At 69.3% G+C, this 17,125-nt stretch carries 8 protein-coding genes and 1 pseudogene; 4 read left to right on the top strand and 5 right to left on the bottom strand.

The annotated features are described in order from the left end of the window. Positions 1–17: 17 nt before the first annotated feature. The 4 genes and pseudogenes from arfB to recC form a co-directional block, all read right to left on the bottom strand. Positions 18–422, bottom strand: coding sequence for an alternative ribosome rescue aminoacyl-tRNA hydrolase ArfB (arfB, locus tag KEC55_RS05905; RefSeq protein ID WP_282507116.1), 405 nt, complete (start codon positions 420–422; stop codon positions 18–20). Next, positions 419–2,728, bottom strand: a complete 2,310-nt coding sequence (locus KEC55_RS05900) for an AAA family ATPase (RefSeq protein ID WP_282507115.1) — start codon at positions 2,726–2,728, stop codon at positions 419–421. The genes arfB and KEC55_RS05900 overlap by 4 nt, the downstream gene beginning before the upstream one ends. Then, a complete protein-coding gene (recB, locus tag KEC55_RS05895) occupies positions 2,725–6,429 on the bottom strand; it encodes an exodeoxyribonuclease V subunit beta (RefSeq protein ID WP_282507114.1) in 3,705 nt (1,234 codons plus the stop codon). Before recB ends, KEC55_RS05900 begins: the two co-directional genes overlap by 4 nt. Beyond that, a pseudogene (gene recC, locus KEC55_RS05890) lies at positions 6,426–9,766 on the bottom strand (exodeoxyribonuclease V subunit gamma). The gene recB and the pseudogene recC overlap by 4 nt, the downstream one beginning before the upstream one ends. A gap of 181 nt (positions 9,767–9,947) precedes the next feature. Here recC and KEC55_RS05885 point away from each other — a divergent pair. Together KEC55_RS05885 and KEC55_RS05880 are read left to right on the top strand one after the other, a co-directional pair. Continuing rightward, positions 9,948–12,239 carry an FUSC family protein gene (locus KEC55_RS05885; protein WP_282507113.1) on the top strand — a complete coding sequence of 764 codons (2,292 nt, stop codon included), beginning with the start codon at positions 9,948–9,950 and terminating at the stop codon, positions 12,237–12,239. Positions 12,240–12,530: 291 nt separating this feature from the next. Next, positions 12,531–13,898 (top strand): amino acid permease, encoded by a 1,368-nt coding sequence (locus KEC55_RS05880; RefSeq protein ID WP_282507112.1) that lies wholly within the window; start codon positions 12,531–12,533, stop codon positions 13,896–13,898. A gap of 146 nt (positions 13,899–14,044) precedes the next feature. Here KEC55_RS05880 and KEC55_RS05875 read toward each other — a convergent pair whose 3' ends face one another. Then, positions 14,045–14,206, bottom strand: coding sequence for a hypothetical protein (locus tag KEC55_RS05875; protein ID WP_009688068.1), 162 nt, complete (start codon positions 14,204–14,206; stop codon positions 14,045–14,047). A 206-nt stretch (positions 14,207–14,412) separates the two neighbouring features. On the opposite strand from KEC55_RS05875, the gene KEC55_RS05870 reads away from it, so the two are divergent. Further along, positions 14,413–15,456 (top strand): Fe(3+) ABC transporter substrate-binding protein, encoded by a 1,044-nt coding sequence (locus KEC55_RS05870; RefSeq protein ID WP_282507111.1) that lies wholly within the window; start codon positions 14,413–14,415, stop codon positions 15,454–15,456. Further along, a complete protein-coding gene (locus KEC55_RS05865; RefSeq protein WP_432626273.1) occupies positions 15,446–17,122 on the top strand; it encodes an ABC transporter permease in 1,677 nt (558 codons plus the stop codon). Before KEC55_RS05870 ends, KEC55_RS05865 begins: the two co-directional genes overlap by 11 nt. The last annotated feature ends 3 nt before the right edge of the window (positions 17,123–17,125 follow it).

Below are 17,125 nucleotides of genomic sequence, written 5' to 3'. Positions count from 1 at the left end.
CGCCGGCCATTCATTTGTCAGTCGGTCACCTTCCCTCTTCCGGACTTCACCACGCTGCGGCGCGACTTGTGCTCGAGCCGCCGCTCCTTCGACGCGCGCGTCGGCCGCGTCGCAACGCGAGCGCGCGGCGTGAACGCGACGCTGCCGATCAGCGTATCGAGCCGCGCCAGCGCGGCCTCGCGATTCTTCTCCTGCGTGCGGTATTCCTGCGACTTGATCACGACGATGCCGTCACGCGTGATGCGCTGGTCGGACAGTGCGAGGAGCCGCTCCTTGATGACCGGTGGCAGCGACGACGCGCGGATGTCGAAGCGCAGGTGAATCGCACTCGACACCTTGTTCACGTTTTGCCCGCCCGCGCCCTGTGCGCGCACGGCCGTCCATTCCACGTCGGCCGGATCGAGCGTATAGCGGATCATCATCGCGAAGCCTCCGTGCGGCGCCGCGCAAGCGCTTCGTCGACGCGCGCCGCGAGCCCCGAATCGCGCTGCGTGCGCGTCGCGACCGCCTGCGCCAGCACGCGCCTCGGCCCGATCACCTGGACGCGCGTGCGGGCACGCGTGACGGCCGTATAGATCAACTCGCGCGTGAGCACCCGGCTGAACGATGCCGGCAGCACGAGCGCGGCTTCGTCGAATTCCGAGCCCTGCGATTTGTGGACGGTCAGCGCGAACGCCGTTTCGTGCGGCGGCAGCGCAGCCGGCGACACCGCACGCGCGGTGCCGTCCGCGCGCCTGAACCACACGCGCAGCACACCGTGCGCATCGGGCAACGCGATGCCGATATCGCCGTTGAACAGCCCGAGCGCATAGTCGTTGCGCGTCACCATGATCGGCCGCCCCGTGAACCAGTGCGCGCCGACCGCAAGCGGCACGCGAGCGGCGTGCCGCACATGCGCGGCCACGAGCGCGTTGACGTGCTCCGCCCCGCGCGAGCCGTTGCGGGTCGCGCACAGGATCCGAAACCGGTTGAGCACATCGAATAGCGGCAGCGGATCGGGCACCGGCGCGGTCAGTGCGTCGCGCAACGCGTCGAGGTACGCGCCGAACCGCCTTGCGAGCCGCTCGACCGTCGACGGTGCGAGCGCATCGCCCGCATCGTCGAGGAACGACGCGGCGGCCGCGTCGTCGGCGGGCAGCGCATCGAGCGCGGCCTGCACGTCGCCGCTGCGAATCGCGAGCGACAGCCGCCCGATCGGTGAATCGAGACCGAAACGGTAATTGCGTTCGAGCCAGACAACGCAGTCCGCGAGTGGTGCCGGCCCGGGCATGGCGGACGCTGCGGCGGCTTCGCCGGTCGATGGCGATGTGGTCGCCGTCACCGATGCAAGCGCCACGTCGCCGGCGTCGAACGGCGGCAGTTCGACGGCATCGAGCCATGCAAGCTCGTCGGCTTCGATCCATGCCGGTGTATCACCCGCTGTAGCGGTGCCGCCGATAGCGGCCGGCGCCGGGACGGCGGGCGATGGCGACACGATCCCGGCCGACGAAACTTCGTCATCCTGCGGTTCGTCGCCGAAGAGCGATGCCTGTCGCGGATCGGCCTTCGACCGGGACGCCGGTTTGCGTGAAACGGAAGCCGATGTCGAAGGTGACGCCGGGGCCTGCGCCGAAGCTGAAGCTGAACTCGCGGCCGGAACCCCTGCGGCTGCGGCTTCGTCCGGCACCGGCAATGCCGCGACGAATGCCGCCTCGTCGATGCCGAGCGCCTGTGCGATGCGCGTGCGCGCCGCAGCCGTAAAGGCTGGCCGCGCACTCAACTCCGCGAACACGGCACCGGCTTCGACCGCGGCCAGTTGATCCTTGTCGCCGAGCAGCACGAGCCGCGCGCCCGGCGCAAGCGCGTCGAGCAGATGCGCGGCAAGCGCGACGTCGATCATCGACGCTTCGTCGACGACGATCAGGTCGTACGGCAGCGGATTGTCGCGATGATGGCGAAAGCCGGCCGCCCCGCCGCCGCCCAGCAGCCGATGCAGCGTATACGACGTATCGGGCAAACGCGCCGCCAGCTCGGGCGGCAAGTCGCCGGCCCGTGCATGCAGCGCTTCCTGCATCCGCTGTGCGGCCTTGCCGGTCGGTGCGGCCAGCGCGATGCGCAGCCCCGGGTGCGCGTCGAGCAGACAAGCCAGCACGCCGACGACAGTCGTCGTCTTGCCCGTGCCAGGGCCGCCGCTGACGATCGTCACGCGGCCCGTCAGCGCGACGATCGCCGCCACGCGCTGCCAGTCGACTTCGCCGGTGGCCGGCCCAAAGTAACGCGCAAGGTTGTCGCGCAGCCGGTCGGGCGACAGCCCTTCGTCCGGCGCTGCGGCACCGGCCTGCGCGACGAGCGCATCGGCAAGCCGCCGTTCGTAATCGAAATAGCGCGACAGATACAGGTGGTCGTGCCGGTCGACGATCAGCGGCCGCTCGTCGCCACGCGCAAGCGTGCCGAACGCGACCACGCCGCTCGCGGCGAGCGCCGCGCGAACCTCGTCAAGCGGTGCTTCGTAGCGCTGCGCGAGCGCGCCGAGCGCGACGCATACGTGACCGCCGGCCGTCGCACGGCTCGTCGCGAACGCGGCGCGCGCCGCCCAGCGCGCTGCTGCGGACGGCGCGCCGGCGCGCCGCGCGAGATCGCCGATCCGACGTGCGAAGCCTTCCGCGAGCGCGATGCCGAAATCGGCCGGCTCGGGCAGCCGCGCGACGAGGCCGCCGGTAAATTCGAGCGTGTCGTCCGACGCGTTCATGCGCGGCCCCCTTCCATCATCCGGTCGAGGGCATCGACAAGCGCACGCGCGGGCCGGCGCGCATGCACGCCGGACGGCTCGCCGCCGCTGCGCCAGTCGGGCCGCACACCGCGCACGAACAGGTACAGGTAGCCCGCGATGTGCGTGTCGTAGTCGTAGTCGCGCAGCCGCCCGCGCAGGTAGCGATGCAGCGCGACCGTGTAGAGCAGCGCCTGCAGGTGATATGCGTGATCGGCCATCGCGACGTCGAGCGCGCGCGGGCCGTAGGCATCCGGCGTCGTGCCGAGATGGTTCGACTTCCAGTCGACGATCCAGAAACGGCCGTCGTGTTCGACGATCATGTCGATGAAACCCTTGATGAAACCGGCGAGCATGCCCGCCTCCAGTGCAACGTCCGGATAGCCGTGCGCGACCAGCAAACGGCGCAACGCCATCAGGTCGAGCGACGGCGCCGGGAACAGGAAACCCATTTCGTCGAGCCGCTTCGCCGGATCGAGATCGGCGAGCCGCATGCCCGGCACGAGCTCGGTGTGCACGACATCGTCGACCAGCTGCGCCATCATCGCCGGCAACCGCGTAGCGAGCCCGGGCTCCGCCTCGACCGGCCGGTCGTGCAGCGCACCGAGCGCGGCCTTGTGCCACGACTCGCGCTCCGTGAAGCGGCTGAGTTCGAACAGGCGGTGCAGGCATTCGCCGGCTGCCGCTCCGCGCGGGAACACGAGGATGTCGTCGTCCGGCGGAACGGCTGCGACCGGCTCGTCGAAGATCCATTCGCCGTCCGGCGTCACCTCGGCAAGCGCATCGTGATCGGGCCGCAACTCTTCGTCGGGGACGGCCGCGACGCCCGCTTCCTCGCGCGCCATCGACGCGGTCAGCGAGCTGAAGCTCGCCATCCGCCACGCGTCGCGCAGCACACGCGTCGCATGACGCGCCGCGAGCGTCTGCGACGCGTCGTGCCCGGCCGCGAGACGCTCGCGGCGCGCCGGCACCGGCAGCGGCGCGACGCTCACGGGGCCACCCGCGAGCGCCTGCCACGCCGTATCGAGCGCAGCTTCGTCGGGCGGTTCGTCAAGCCACGCATCGAACGACTGGCCGGCGCCGGCGACGAGCCAGTTGAGCACGCTGCGCCGCGCTTCACGCGTCGAGCGCGACGACAGGTACGGCCCGGCAACCACATAACAACGATAGACCGCGCGCGTAAGCGCCACGTAGACGAGCCGCGCGCGCTCCGCGGCCTGCTCGCGCAACGCCTGCCGCGCCGCGTGCGCAGCTGCTTCGTCGTCGCATCCGTAATGCAGCACGGCGTCGCCCGCTTCGTCGTGATATTCGCGCGCATCGGGCAGCGCGGACGAAGGCGGCTCGCGCAATCCGCCGTCGTTCAGGAACGGACAGAACACGATTGCGTATTCCAGCCCCTTCGACTTGTGCACGGTCACGATCTGCACGAGGTTGCGATCGGATTCGAGCCGCAATTGCGCTTCCTCGCCGCCGCCGTCGAGCCGTTGCGCGGCAAGCCAGCGCAGCGTCGGTGCGATGCCCGGCTGCGCGGATGCGCGCGCCTGCGTCAGTTCGGCCAGATGGTTGATGTCGGTCACGCGACGCTCGCCGTCTGCACCGGCCATCAGCCGCTCGGCGATCCGCAGCTCACGCGTGAACGTGCGCCACATCACCGCGAAACCGCGTTCGCGCCACAGCAGCCGATATCGCGAGAAGCGCTCGACCCAGCTCATCGCGTCGGTGCTGTCGGATGCTTCGCTTCGCGCATCGCCGTCACCTTGCTCCATCCGCCACAGCGCACCGGCATCGAGGCCGAACCAGTCGGACGCGAGCGCCGCGCGCAGACGCCGCAAGTCGCCCGGCGCATCGATCGCCGCCAGCACGCGTTCGAGCTGCTCGGCGTCGCCGGTCGAGAACACCGACGCCTGCGCCAGCTCGACGCTGCCGATGCCCCACGTGGCGAGCACGCGCTTCACGAGACTGCCCTGCCGGTGCGTCTGCACGAGCACCGCGATGTCGCCCGGCGACAGCGGCGATTCGCCGAGCCGCACGTGCCCTTCTCGCGCGCCACGCATCAGCCGCGCGATCTCGGCCGCGCACGCCTGCGCGGCCTGTGCCTGTGCATCGCGCTTGAGCAACGTGCCTTCGCCGCCCGGCAACGCCCAGACCCGGAAGTCGCCGGCGGGGCCCGGATCGGTTTCGTCGACGAACGGCGCACGCACGCGCGTGCCGGCGCGCACCGCGTAATAGTCGAGCCCGTCGAGCACGAAGCCGCGCGGATTCGACATGAAGAAGCGGTTGCACGCATCGACGATCGCGGGCGTCGAACGCTGGTTGACCGCAAGCGTGTAGCACGCGCTCGCCCGCGCGCGCGCCGCCAGATAGGTATGCAGATCGGCCGCGCGGAAGCTGTAGATCGCCTGCTTCGGATCGCCGACGAGGAACAGCGGGCCGCCGGGCGCGAAGATCCGGTCGAAGATCGCGAACTGCAGCGGATCGGTGTCCTGGAACTCGTCGATCAGTGCGGCCGGATAGCGCGCGCGCAGCGTCTCGGCGAGCCACGGATGCGCATGCAGCGCGTGGTACAGGTTCGCCAGCAGATCGTCGAACGACACGACGCGCCGCGTGCGTTTGCGCTCGGCCAGCGCACCCGGCGCCACGTCGAGCCAGTCGGCGATCAGCGCGAGCCAGCGCGCACGCTGTGCGGCCTCGGCGGCCGCTACCGCGGCTTCGAGCGCATCGGCGACATCGAAGAACGCGTGCTCGGGCGGCACGCCGCCTTTTTTGGTCGCCTTCACCAGTGCGGAATGCGTGAGCTTCAACGCGGCCTTCGGCAGCGCGGCCGTCGCGTCGCCCTGCGCGAAATGCGCAGTCCATGCGGCCAGCGCATCGGCGACCGCATCGGGCTTGTGCGAGCGCTGATTGAGCACCGGCTGCGCCGTGCGCAGCAACGCATCGATTGCATCGCGCTCGGCCGCCCACATCCGCGACGCCTCGGCGAAACATTCGGCCGCGGCGGCTTCAGCCGACTCGTCCGGTTCGGTCACGCCATCCCAGCGCAGCGCGGCGAGCGGCTTCTTCAGCCGGCGCGCGAGCTGCGCGTCGAGCGCCGCCGGACCGGCGCCCGATTCGACGAGCCAGGTCGCAAATCCCGGCCAGCGCGCGGCCGCGGGTTCGACGCGCGTGCGCCAGAAATCCGCCGCGAGTTCGAAGCGCAGCGACGCGTCGTCGGCCTCCATGTCGAACGCGAACGGCATCGCCGCCGCGAACGGCGCTTCCTGCAGTGCGCGCTGGCAGAACGCGTGGATCGTGTGGATCGCGGCCTGGTCGAACGCACGCAGCGCGCGCCGGATCCGCTTCGCGGCCGTCTCCGGATCGAGCGCGCCGTCTTCGCCGAGCGTGGTCTCGAGCAGGCGTGCGATGAACGGATCGCCGCCGTCGTCACCCGTGTCGAGTGCATGCGCAAGCTGCGCGAGCCGGCTGCGAATCCGCTCGTGCAGTTCGGCCGTCGCCGCCTTCGTGAAGGTCACGACGAGAATCTCGTCCGCCCCAAGATCCTTCTCGAGCAACAGGCGCACATATAGCGCGCAGATGTTCCAGGTCTTGCCGGTGCCGGCCGATGCCTCGATCTGGTTGACGCCGTCGAGCGGGCACGCGAACACGTCGAATTCGAGCGCCTGCTGCGGCTGCGACACGGCGCTCATGCGACCTCCTTCAGATGCTCGATGAGCGGCTCGAACACGAGCTTCGCGAGCGTGCCGAACGGCTCGTCGAGCGACGGGTGCGCGCCGCGCCACGCGATCGCGATGGCCGGATCGTCGGCTTCGCTCACGACGCGTTCGTTGATCCACACGCTTGCGGCCTTGGCTTCGCCGTCGGATACCCTCGCCCACGCGCTGCGCGGAAAGAACCGCAGCGGCATGCGCCGCCCCGCGCGAAACAGCGCGGCAAGCGGCGCGAGCCGCTCCAGCGGCGCCGCGACGGGCGTCAGCTCGAACGCGCCGCCGCTGCCGTACCACAGCGTACGGCGCGGGCCGTCGGGCTCGACCGCGCAGTAGACGAGATGCGCGAGCCACGCGGACAGATAGTCGCGCGCACTCGGCCGTGCGTAGCGGTAGATGATCTGGCCGGCCGGCGTCAACCGGTTCAGCGTGCCGTGCAGTTCGAGCGGCGCGCTCACCGCGTCGGCCAACAGCATCGCGTCGTCGGTGCCGAACAACGCCTGCTCCGTATCGGGCCACGCCGGCACGACCGTGAGCGAGAACGGCCGCCGCTCGATGCCGTCGGCCAGCGCTCGGCGCACGCTCGACGCCAGTTGCGTCATCGAGCCGAGCGCCTGGTCGCGCCACACACCGCGCCCGTCGCACCGCCCGGCAGTTCGGGGCTCGCGTCGGCAATGCGCAGCGCGTGATCGTGCACGCCGCCCTCGTCCGATTCGATCAACAGCGGCAACACGCGCTCGGCGAGCGCATCGCTGCCGGCGAAGTCGAGCGAGAACGGTTCGGTATCGAGCAGTTCGGCTTGCGCATCGGCAAGCACGATGCCGAGCCGGCCGCGCAGCAACGCACGCGCCGGATGACGCCAGAAGCGTTCGAATTCGCTGAACGCGACGGGCTCGACCGGTTCGGCCGGCAGCGGCTGCGCGAAGAACGGCAACTCGCGCGGGCCGTCGCGCGACACTTCCGCGGCGAGCAGCGACGCGAGCGTCGCACGCTCGGCGTCATAGGACACGAGCGTGCTGCCGGGCTGGAAATACGCGGCCGCGAACGGTTGCAGCGGATGCTCGACGATGAACGCGCGCCGCGCGGCATCGACTTCATCCGGTGCAGCGTCGGGCCCGGCCGTGACGATCGCCAGATGATCGAGCAACTCGTCGACGAGCGCCGCGGGCGGCAACGGTGCGTTGTCGCGAATGCTGCGGCCCGTGTAGGCAATCAGCAGCCGGTCGCGGGCGGCGAGCAGCAGGTCGAGAAACAGGTTGCGCTCGTCGTCGCGGCGCTGCCGGTCGCCGAGCTTCGGCAACACGGCCATCAGGTCGAATTCGTCCGCGCGTGCGAGGCTCGGCAGCACGCCGTCGTCCATCCCGAGCAGGCAGACGACGCGATACGGCAGCCCGCGCAGGCTCGTCAGCGACGAGAACGTGACACCGCCCCACGGCACCCCGCCGCGCGCCGGATCGTCGAGCGCCGCGGCCAGCCCCGCGCGGACGACGGCAGCCGGCAATGCTTCGTCGGGCGCGCCCTCCGTCATCGCCGCCAGCATCGCGTCGAGCGCATCGCGCACGCCGGCCAGCGCGTCCGCATACGCGGCGCCCGAATCGAAGAAGCGTGCGAGCGTGTCGGCGAACAGTTCGCTCCAGCCGCTCGGCGTGTGCGATTCAGCCAGGCGCCGCGCGAAGCCGTCGAGATCGTCGGTGAAGCGCGCAAGCCGGCCGAGCAGTTCGGCCTCGCTGCCCGTGGCCGCCTCGATCGGCAGCCACGCCCCGATCGGCGCAGCCCCCTCCGGCATCGCGTAGCCGAGAAAGAGCCGCGCGAGCGCATCGGAGAACGTGTGGCGCGGCGCGGGCACGGCCGCGTCATCGCTGGCGAGCGGCGACAACCCGCGCCGCGCGCCGGCGGCCGCGAGCCAGGTCTGCACCGTCTCGAGCGCAGCCGCGTCGATGTCGTAGCGCGCGGCCACTGCATCGACGCGCAGCCATTCGACCAGCTCCGGCGCGCCGACCTGCCGTTCCGGCAATGCGAGCCAGTCGAGCAGCACGCGGGCGACCGGGTTCGCCTGCGACGGCGGCAGGCCGGTGATCCGGTACGGCACGCGCGCGCCGCCGGCGCCGGCCGTGCCGAACACGGCATCGATCAGCGGCCCGGCCGCCGCGAGGTCGGCCACCGCGACCAGCACGTCGGACGGCTGCAGGCTCGCGTCGGCGTCGAACCACGCGAGCAGGCGGTCGTGCAGCACTTCGAGCTGGCGCGCGAGGCTGTGGCACACGTGCACCTCGATGCCGCGCTCGGCCGGCGTGTCGCCGGTTTCGGCCTCCGGCTGCAGTTCGAGGATCGCGTTCTGCACGCGCGCGAGCCACGTGGATTCGGGATTCGCGACGAAGCGCGACGCATCGCCTGACGCGGCGCTTTCGGTCAGTTCGTGCAGCATGTGCAACTGCGCCTGCGTCTGCCTGCCCCACTCGGCGAGCAGCGGATGGCCGACTTCCTGGTAGTCGAGCCGCCCGGCCGCGTCAAGCGCCTCGGCATGCGCGGCCGTGACGATGTCGAACCAGAATTCGCGGCACGGGTTCAGCGCATAGACGCGCACATCGATCCAGCGCGACAGCTCGCGTAGCAGCGCGACGTGCAGCGGCGGCATCGTCGGCAGCGCGAACACGCTGACCGATTCCGGCCAGTCGGCACGTGCGACCGCTTCGGGATCGAGATGGCGCGCTTCGACGAGGAAGCGGTGCGCAGGCGGCGTGCCGCTGTCGCTCAGCTCGGCGAGCAGCGCGCGCCACAGCGCGGCCTGCCAGTGCTCGTCGTCACGCGCGGCGTCGCTGATCCCCCGTGGCGCGCCGTCGCCCGCGAGCACGGATTCGCCCGCCTGCCACGCGGCCAGCCACTCGGGACGATAGGTCAGGTAATGATCGAGCACGGCCGCGACGCGGTGCGCGAGCTCGTAGCGCATCGCATCGTCGGATGCGGACAGATACGCGGCCAGCCGCGGCGAGGCGAGCCACGGCGCGCCGCCGGCCGCCTGCGCGAACAGCCGGTAGCAGCGCCACACGAGGCGGTCGGGCGCGAACGGCGAACGCTTGGGCACGTCCATCACGCGGCCGATCTGCGCCCACAGCCATTGCGCGAGATACGTGAACTCGACGTTCGCGCACACGCCGTTGCGCGCGGCGATGTCGAGCTCGAGGCGACGGCGCAGCGCCGCACTCGGCACGATGACCTGTTGCGGCGCCCACGGGCCGTTGCGGGACGGGAACGCGGCCAGATCCTCGAGCAGTGCGTCGGCCAGCGTTTCGTGACGGTTCGAATAGAAGAGATGGAGCATGAAGCGGGCGTCGGAACCTCGCACCGGCCGAGCCGGGCGAACAGGGTCCCCAAGGATAGCAAATGGACCGCCGCCGCGAACCTCGGCCGGAAAGCCAGGTTTTACGGACCGCGAAATACGATAGACTCGTCGCCAGTCAATACGCCGCCCCGGGCGTCTTCGTCTGCCATTCAGCCCATCGATGCGCTATTCGGTCGAAATCAGAAAGTTTTTCTACAGCCAGTACTTTTTCGGCGGCCTGCGGATCGCGGTCGGCGTCTCGCTGCCGGCCGTGCTGTGCCTGATCGTGTTCCACAACCGCGAACTCGGCTTCACGATCTCGACGGGCGCGCTCGGCGCCTGCGTCGTCGACATGCCGGGCCCGCTCAAGTACAAGCACAACGAAATGCTCGCGTGCAGCGTGATCGGCTTCCTGGCCGCGCTCGCCACCGGCCTCGCGACACCGAACATCTTCGCGCTGTGGCTCACGATCGTACCGCTCACGTTCGTGCTGTCGCTGATCGTCGTCTACGGCAACCGCTGGCCGCAGATCAGCTTCGCGACGCTGTTCATGATGGTGATGACGCTCGAGGAAAAGTTCACGCCGCTGCAGGCGTTCATCAACGCCGGCTGGATTCTCGCGGGCGGCCTCTGGTACACGTACTGGGCCACGCTCGTGTCGCAATGGCAGGCACGCCGGATCGAGCAGCAGGCGCTGGCCGAAAGCCTGTTCGCCTGCGCCGACTACCTGCTCGCCCGCGCGCAATTCTACGATCTCGATGCCGATCTCGACGAGTGCTACCGCAATCTGGTCGCCCGGCAGATCACCGCGGTCGAAACGCAGGAAACCGCGCGCGACATCGTGCTGCGCAACCTGCCGAAGCTGCGGCGCGGCAAGCTCGATCCCGGCCGCACGACGATGTACAACCTGTTCATCAACAGCGTCGACCTGCACGAGCTGTTCGTCGGCGCGCACACCGATTATCCGCTGGTGCGCAATACGTTCGGCGGCTCGGACCTGATCATTTTCTACCGCGACCTGATCCGCAAGGCGGCCGCCGATCTCGAGGAGATCGGCCTCGCGGTGCTCGAGAACCGCGCGCCGCATTCGCGGATCAGCGTGAAAGCCGAGCTGCGCGCGATCGAGTACGAGATCGAGCTGATGCGCAAGAAGAACTTCGCGGCCACCAACGCGGAAGCGTATGCGGCCGTGCTCGCGACGTTCCGGCGCATCTGGAGCGCGACGCGCCTGATCGACCGGATGCGCCGCAACCTGTCGGGCCACGCCGATCCGCAGCAAACCGAACTGAAGATCGACAAGGCGCTCACGCGCTTCCTGCAGCGTCGCCGGATGTCGCCGCTCCTGATCTTCTCGAACCTGAACATGCGCTCGCCGAGCTTCCGCCACGCGCTGCGCGTGACGATCGCGGTGGCGGTCGGCTTCTGGATCGGCCGGCTGCTGCCGCTCACGAACGCGTACTGGATCGTGATGACGACCATCATCATCCTGAAGCCCGGCTACTCGCTCACCAAGCAGCGCAACGCGCAACGGATCATCGGCACGCTGATCGGCTGCGCGGCGAGCATCGCGCTGATCTACACGGTGAAGGAGCCGCACCTGCTGATCGCGATCATGTTCGGGTCGATGGTGATGAGCTACAGCCTGCTGCTGTTCAACTACGCGGCGAGCGTCGTCTTCACGTCGTCCTATGTGCTGCTGATGTTCCACCTGCTCGCGCCGGGCAGCATGCGGATCATCGGCGAACGTGCGATCGACACGGTGGTCGGCTGCATGATCGCGATCGCCGCGAGCCGGCTGTTCCCGTACTGGGAATACCGGCTGATGGGCAAGCTCGTCACCGACATGCTGACGTCCACCCGCAAGTATTTCGAGGCCGTGTGGCGCGCCGGGCGCGGCATGTCGCCGCCGCCGGTCCCGGCCGCCGACGGCGCGGCCGTCGTCCCGGGCGTGGCGGCAGTGGTCGAGTCGCCCACCGCGAGCCTCGACGACGACTATCGCTACCGCCTTGCACGCAAGGACGTGCACATCGCATTCGCGAACCTCGGGCAGGCGTTCCAGCGCATGATGATCGAACCGAAGGCGCACCAGCGCTTCGTACCCGAGCTGAACGACCTGCTCGTGCAAACGCACGTGCTCGGCGCGCAGATAACGGCCGCCGCGCCGCTGATCCGCAGCGCATGCGCGGCCGACGGCGGCATCCTGCACGATGACGCGCTGCAGCGCGGCCTCGCCGCCGTGCTCGACAATCTCGAGAAGGCCGAAGCCGGCGAGCCGCCACCTGCCGACCAGATCGATGCATCGAAGCAGATCACGCGCGATCTCGACGCGATGGTCGTGTCCGCGGAAAAATCCGATGCGGTCGGCGCCGAGCTTACGCACGACCTGAAAGTGCTCGCGCACCAGTGCAAGCAGATGCTCGCGTCGTCGCTGCTGATCCGCAAGGATGCGAGCGTGATCCGCCTGCCCGCCTGACCCCGAATGACCGGCCGGCTAGCCGGCCCGCGCACACCGCGGGTCGGCCGCTGGCACGCCCCGATTCAACGACCTCCCCAAGCATGTCGCGTCCGCCTCACGTGGCCCGCTCGCGCGCCGCGCGATCGCCCCACACCCGATTCCGCTCATCGCGCCAGTCAGGGAATACCCGATTCCGGTCACCCGTCCCGGCTTGTTATCATTCGCTCACATTCAAGTTGTATAGACAACTTGAGCCAATCGGACCGGTCCCGCTCGCCCGGTCCGTCGCATAACGATATCGGAGACTCGATGAAAAACTTGCAGCGCCACCTGAGCGCGCGGCACATCCGCTTTCTCGCGCTCGGCTCGGCGATCGGCACCGGCCTGTTCTACGGTTCGGCGTCCGCGATCCAGCTCGCGGGCCCGGCCGTGATCCTGGCGTACATCCTGGGCGGCGCGGCCGTCTACATGGTGATGCGCGCGCTCGGCGAGATGGCCGTGCGCGAACCCGTCGCCGGCTCGTTCGGCCATTACGCGACGGAGAACCTCGGCCCGTTCGCGGGATTCGTCACCGGCTGGACCTACACGCTCGAAATGGTGATCGTCGCGATCGCCGACATCACCGCGTTCGGCATCTACATGGGCTTCTGGTTTCCGGACGTCCCGCAATGGATCTGGGTGCTCGGCGTCGTCGCGATCATCTGCGGGCTGAACCTGTGCCACGTCAAGGTGTTCGGCGAGCTCGAATTCTGGCTGTCGATCATCAAGGTCGGCGCGATCGTCGCGATGATCGGCGGCGGCGTCGCGATCCTGCTGACCGGCATGCACTTCGGCCATTCGGCCGACGTGCCCACGTTCGCGAACCTGTGGAACCACGGCGGCTTCTTGCCGAACGGCATGGGCGGGCTGATTGCGTCGCTGTCGGTCGTGATCTTCGCGTACGGCGGGATCGAGGTGATCGGGATGAGCGCCGGCGAAGCGAAGGACCCGGAACGCGTGATTCCGCGTGCGATCAACGCGGTACCCGCGCGCATCCTGCTGTTCTACGTGCTGACGATGGTCGTGCTGATGTCGATCAGCCCGTGGACGGGCGTCGGCGGCGACGGCAGCCCGTTCGTGCAGATCTTCTCGGCGCTCGGCGTGAAGTCGGCTGCGACGATCCTCAACCTGGTCGTGATCAGCGCGGCGATCTCGGCGATCAACAGCGATATCTTCGGCGCAGGCCGAATGATGTTCGGGATGGCGCGACAGGGCCAGGCGCCGCGCGTGCTGATGACGACGTCGCGGCACGGCGTGCCGTGGGTCACGGTGCTCGTGATGGCCGGCGCGCTGCTCGTCGGCGTGGTGCTGAACTACCTGATGCCGAAGGACGTGTTCCTGATGGTCGCCGCGATCGCGACGTTCGCGACCGTGTGGGTCTGGCTGATGATCCTGCTGTCGCAGGTCGCGATGCGTCGCCGCCTGTCGAGCGCCGAAGTCGCCGCGCTGAAGTTCAAGGTGCCGCTGTGGCCGGTCGCACCGGCGCTGACGATCGCATTCATGGGTTTCGTGATCGTGATGCTCGGCTGGTTCGAGGATACGCGCGTCGCGCTGTATGTCGGCGCGGCGTGGCTCGCGCTGCTCGCGGTCGTGTTCTACGCACGGATCCGCCCGAAATTCGCCCCTGCGTCACGTTGACGCACAGCTGACCTGAATACGCGGCGCGCCCCGTTCGGCGCCCGCTGCTGCCCCGACTCCGCGCGACGCCAGTCGCGCCGGAAGCCGCGGATTGCCCCCTTCGCATGCCCCGCGCACGCGGCCCGGCCGGGCCGCGCACCGGCACGTCAGTGCGATGCCGCGCTCGCGGCCTCGGCCGGATGGGCCTCGTCGTACGCACGCTTCTGCGAAATCGCGTTGTACAGGATCGTCCCGATCACGAGCAGCACGGCCACGACGATCAGGATGCTCACGTTGCGGACAGGGTTCTTCTTGCGCTGATCGTTCATGGTCGGTGCGTCTCCGTCAAATTCATCGAAGCGGGCATTCTACGCGCTTGCGACCGAGCTGCGACGCCCGGTTTCCGATCGCCGTTCCGCCCGTCCCCGTCGCTTTCCGCAAGCTTTCAGTTGGTAATCGTTCCCATTTCGATCTAGAATCCGGAGTCTTTCATTTTGTAATATTCCCTTCGTCCACCTGTTCCACCGGAGTCTCCATGTCGAATCCGCGCACCCGCCTGCTGCCGCTCGCCGGCGCCCTCGCCGTAGCTGCGGCCGCTTTCGCGCCGCTTGCCCAGGCGGCCGAGGAAGTGAGCCTGTACACCACTCGCGAGCCCAAGCTGATCCAGCCGCTCATCGACGCCTTCACGAAGCAGAGCGGCGTCAAGGTCAATACGGTGTTCGTGAAGGACGGACTGCTCGAGCGCGTGAAGGCGGAAGGCACGCAGTCGCCGGCAGACGTGCTGATGACGGTCGACGTCGGCAACCTGCTCGATCTCGTCGACGGCGGCATCACGCAGCCGGTGCGCTCGAAGGCGCTCGACGATGCGATTCCCGCGAACCTGCGCGGCGCGAACGGCGACTGGTATGCACTGTCGCTGCGCGACCGCGTGTTGTACGTCGAAAAGGACCTGAAGGTCGACGCATTCCGCTACGAGGATCTCGCCGATCCGAAATGGAAGGGCAAGGTCTGCATCCGCTCGGGCCAGCATCCGTACAACACGGCGCTCGTCGCGGCAATGATCGCGCACGATGGCGAAGCCGCGACCGAGAAGTGGCTGCGCGGCGTGAAGGCGAACCTCGCGCGCAAGGCGACGGGCGGCGATCGCGATGTCGCACGCGACATCCTCGGCGGCATCTGCGACGTCGGCCTCGCGAACGCGTACTACGTCGGCCACATGAAGAATGCGGAACCGGGCAGCGATGCGCGCAAGTGGGGCGATGCCATCAAGGTCGTGCGGCCGACGTTCGCGAACGCGAAGAGCGGCGGCACGCACGTGAACATCAGCGGCGCGACGGTCGCGAAGCACGCGCCGCACAAGGCCAACGCGGTGAAACTGCTCGAATACCTCGTGTCGCCGGAAGCGCAGGCGCTGTATGCGCAGGCGAACTACGAATACCCGGTGCGCGCGAACGTGAAGCTCGATCCGGTGATCGCGAGCTTCGGTGCGCTGAAGGTCGATCCGCTGCCGCTGACCGACATCGCGAAGCATCGCAAGCAGGCGAGCCAGCTCGTCGACAAGGTCGGCTTTGACAACTGACGCTTCGTCGGCCGGCGCGTACCGCCGGCCATCCCGGCCGCGCGCGGGCAGCCTGTGGCTGCTCGCGGCGCTGGCGATCGCCGCGGCGGTCGCGGCACCGCTCGCGGTGCTCGTCGCCGCCGCGTTCGACGCCGATCTCGCGCACTGGCGGCATCTCGCCGAATTCGTGCTGCCGCAGGCACTCGTCAATACGCTGCTGTTGCTCGCGGGCGTCGGCGCGATCGTGTCGATCGTCGGCACCGGGTGCGCGTGGCTCGTCACGGCCTACGATTTTCCCGGCCGCCGCGTGCTCACATGGGCACTGCTGCTGCCGCTCGCGGTGCCCACCTACATCGTCGCGTTCGCGTATCTCGACCTGCTGCACCCGATCGGCCCCGTCCAGGGCGCGATCCGCTGGCTGCTCGGCTTCGACAGCCCGCGCCAGTTCCGCCTGCCCGACCTGCGTTCGCTGCCCGGTGCGATCTTCGTGCTCGGCTTCGTGCTGTATCCGTACGTGTACCTGAGCACGCGCGCGATGTTCGTCACGCAATCCGCGAGCCTGCTCGAAGCCGCGCGCACGCTCGGCGCGGGACGCATCGCGACATTCTGGCGCGTCGTCGTGCCGCTCGCACGGCCGGCGATCGCGGTCGGCGTGAGCCTCGCGCTGCTCGAAACGCTGAACGACATCGGTGCGTCGGAATTCCTCGGCGTGCAAACGCTGACCGTCTCCGTCTATACGACCTGGATCACGCGCTCCGACCTCGCCGGCGCCGCGCAGATCGCGCTGGCGATGCTCGCGATCGTCGTCGGCATGATCGTGCTCGAACGCTACGGGCGCCGCCGCCAGCGCTACGCGCATGGCCGGCGCATGCGGCCGATCTCGCCGCGTCGTCTCACCGGCGCGGCCGCGCTCGGCGCCGCCGTGTTCGGCTGGCTGCCCGTGCTGCTCGGTTTCGGCGCGCCCGCTGCGTACCTCGCGGTCGAGACCGGCAAGCGGCTGCATCTCGTCGGCGGCGTGTCCGACCAGTTGATGACGGGGCTCGCGAACACGCTGACGATCGCCACCGCCGCCACCGCCGCGACGCTCGCGTGCGGGCTCGTCGTCGCGTGGGCCGCGCGCGCGCAACGCGACAGCGCCCGCGCGGGCCCTGCCCGCCTGTGTGCGCGAATCGCGAGCCTCGGCTATGCGGTGCCGGGCACCGTGCTCGCGATCGGCCTGCTGATCCCGTTCGCGGCGGCCGACCGGCTGTTCGGCGCGGCGCTCGGACGCGACGGGCTGCTGCTGATGGGCTCGGTCACCGCGCTCGTGATCGCGTACACCGTGCGCTTTCTCGCGATCCCGGCCGGCAGCATCGAGGCCGGCCTCGCGCGCATTCCGCCATCGCTCGAACACGCGGCGCGCTCGCTCGGCGAAACAGCCGGCGGCACGCTGCGCCGCGTCCACCTGCCGCTGCTGCGGCCCGCGCTCACGACAAGCGCGCTGCTGGTGTTCGTCGACGCGATGAAGGAATTGCCGGCCACGCTGCTGCTGCGCCCATTGAATTTCGACACCCTTGCGACCTGGCTGTATGCGGAAGCCGCACGCGGCACCTACGAAGAAGGCGCGGTCGCCGCGCTCGCGATCGTGCTGGCCGGGCTCGTGCCCGTGATCCTGCTCGCGCGCACCCGCCACAAGATTGGAGCCTGAACC

Source organism: Burkholderia cepacia (genome assembly GCF_029962485.1).
Taxonomy (GTDB): Bacteria; Pseudomonadota; Gammaproteobacteria; order Burkholderiales; family Burkholderiaceae; genus Burkholderia.
This window is presented reverse-complemented; position numbering and strand designations above follow the sequence as displayed.

Coding starts and splice junctions, on each gene's coding strand:
- KEC55_RS05885 (WP_282507113.1), top strand. CDS start 9,948: ATGCGCTATTCGGTCGAAATCAGAAAGTTTTTCTACAGCCAGTACTTT.
- recB (WP_282507114.1), bottom strand. CDS start 6,429: ATGAGCGCCGTGTCGCAGCCGCAGCAGGCGCTCGAATTCGACGTGTTC.
- KEC55_RS05870 (WP_282507111.1), top strand. CDS start 14,413: ATGTCGAATCCGCGCACCCGCCTGCTGCCGCTCGCCGGCGCCCTCGCC.
- KEC55_RS05880 (WP_282507112.1), top strand. CDS start 12,531: ATGAAAAACTTGCAGCGCCACCTGAGCGCGCGGCACATCCGCTTTCTC.
- KEC55_RS05875 (WP_009688068.1), bottom strand. CDS start 14,206: ATGAACGATCAGCGCAAGAAGAACCCTGTCCGCAACGTGAGCATCCTG.
- arfB (WP_282507116.1), bottom strand. CDS start 422: ATGATGATCCGCTATACGCTCGATCCGGCCGACGTGGAATGGACGGCC.
- KEC55_RS05900 (WP_282507115.1), bottom strand. CDS start 2,728: ATGAACGCGTCGGACGACACGCTCGAATTTACCGGCGGCCTCGTCGCG.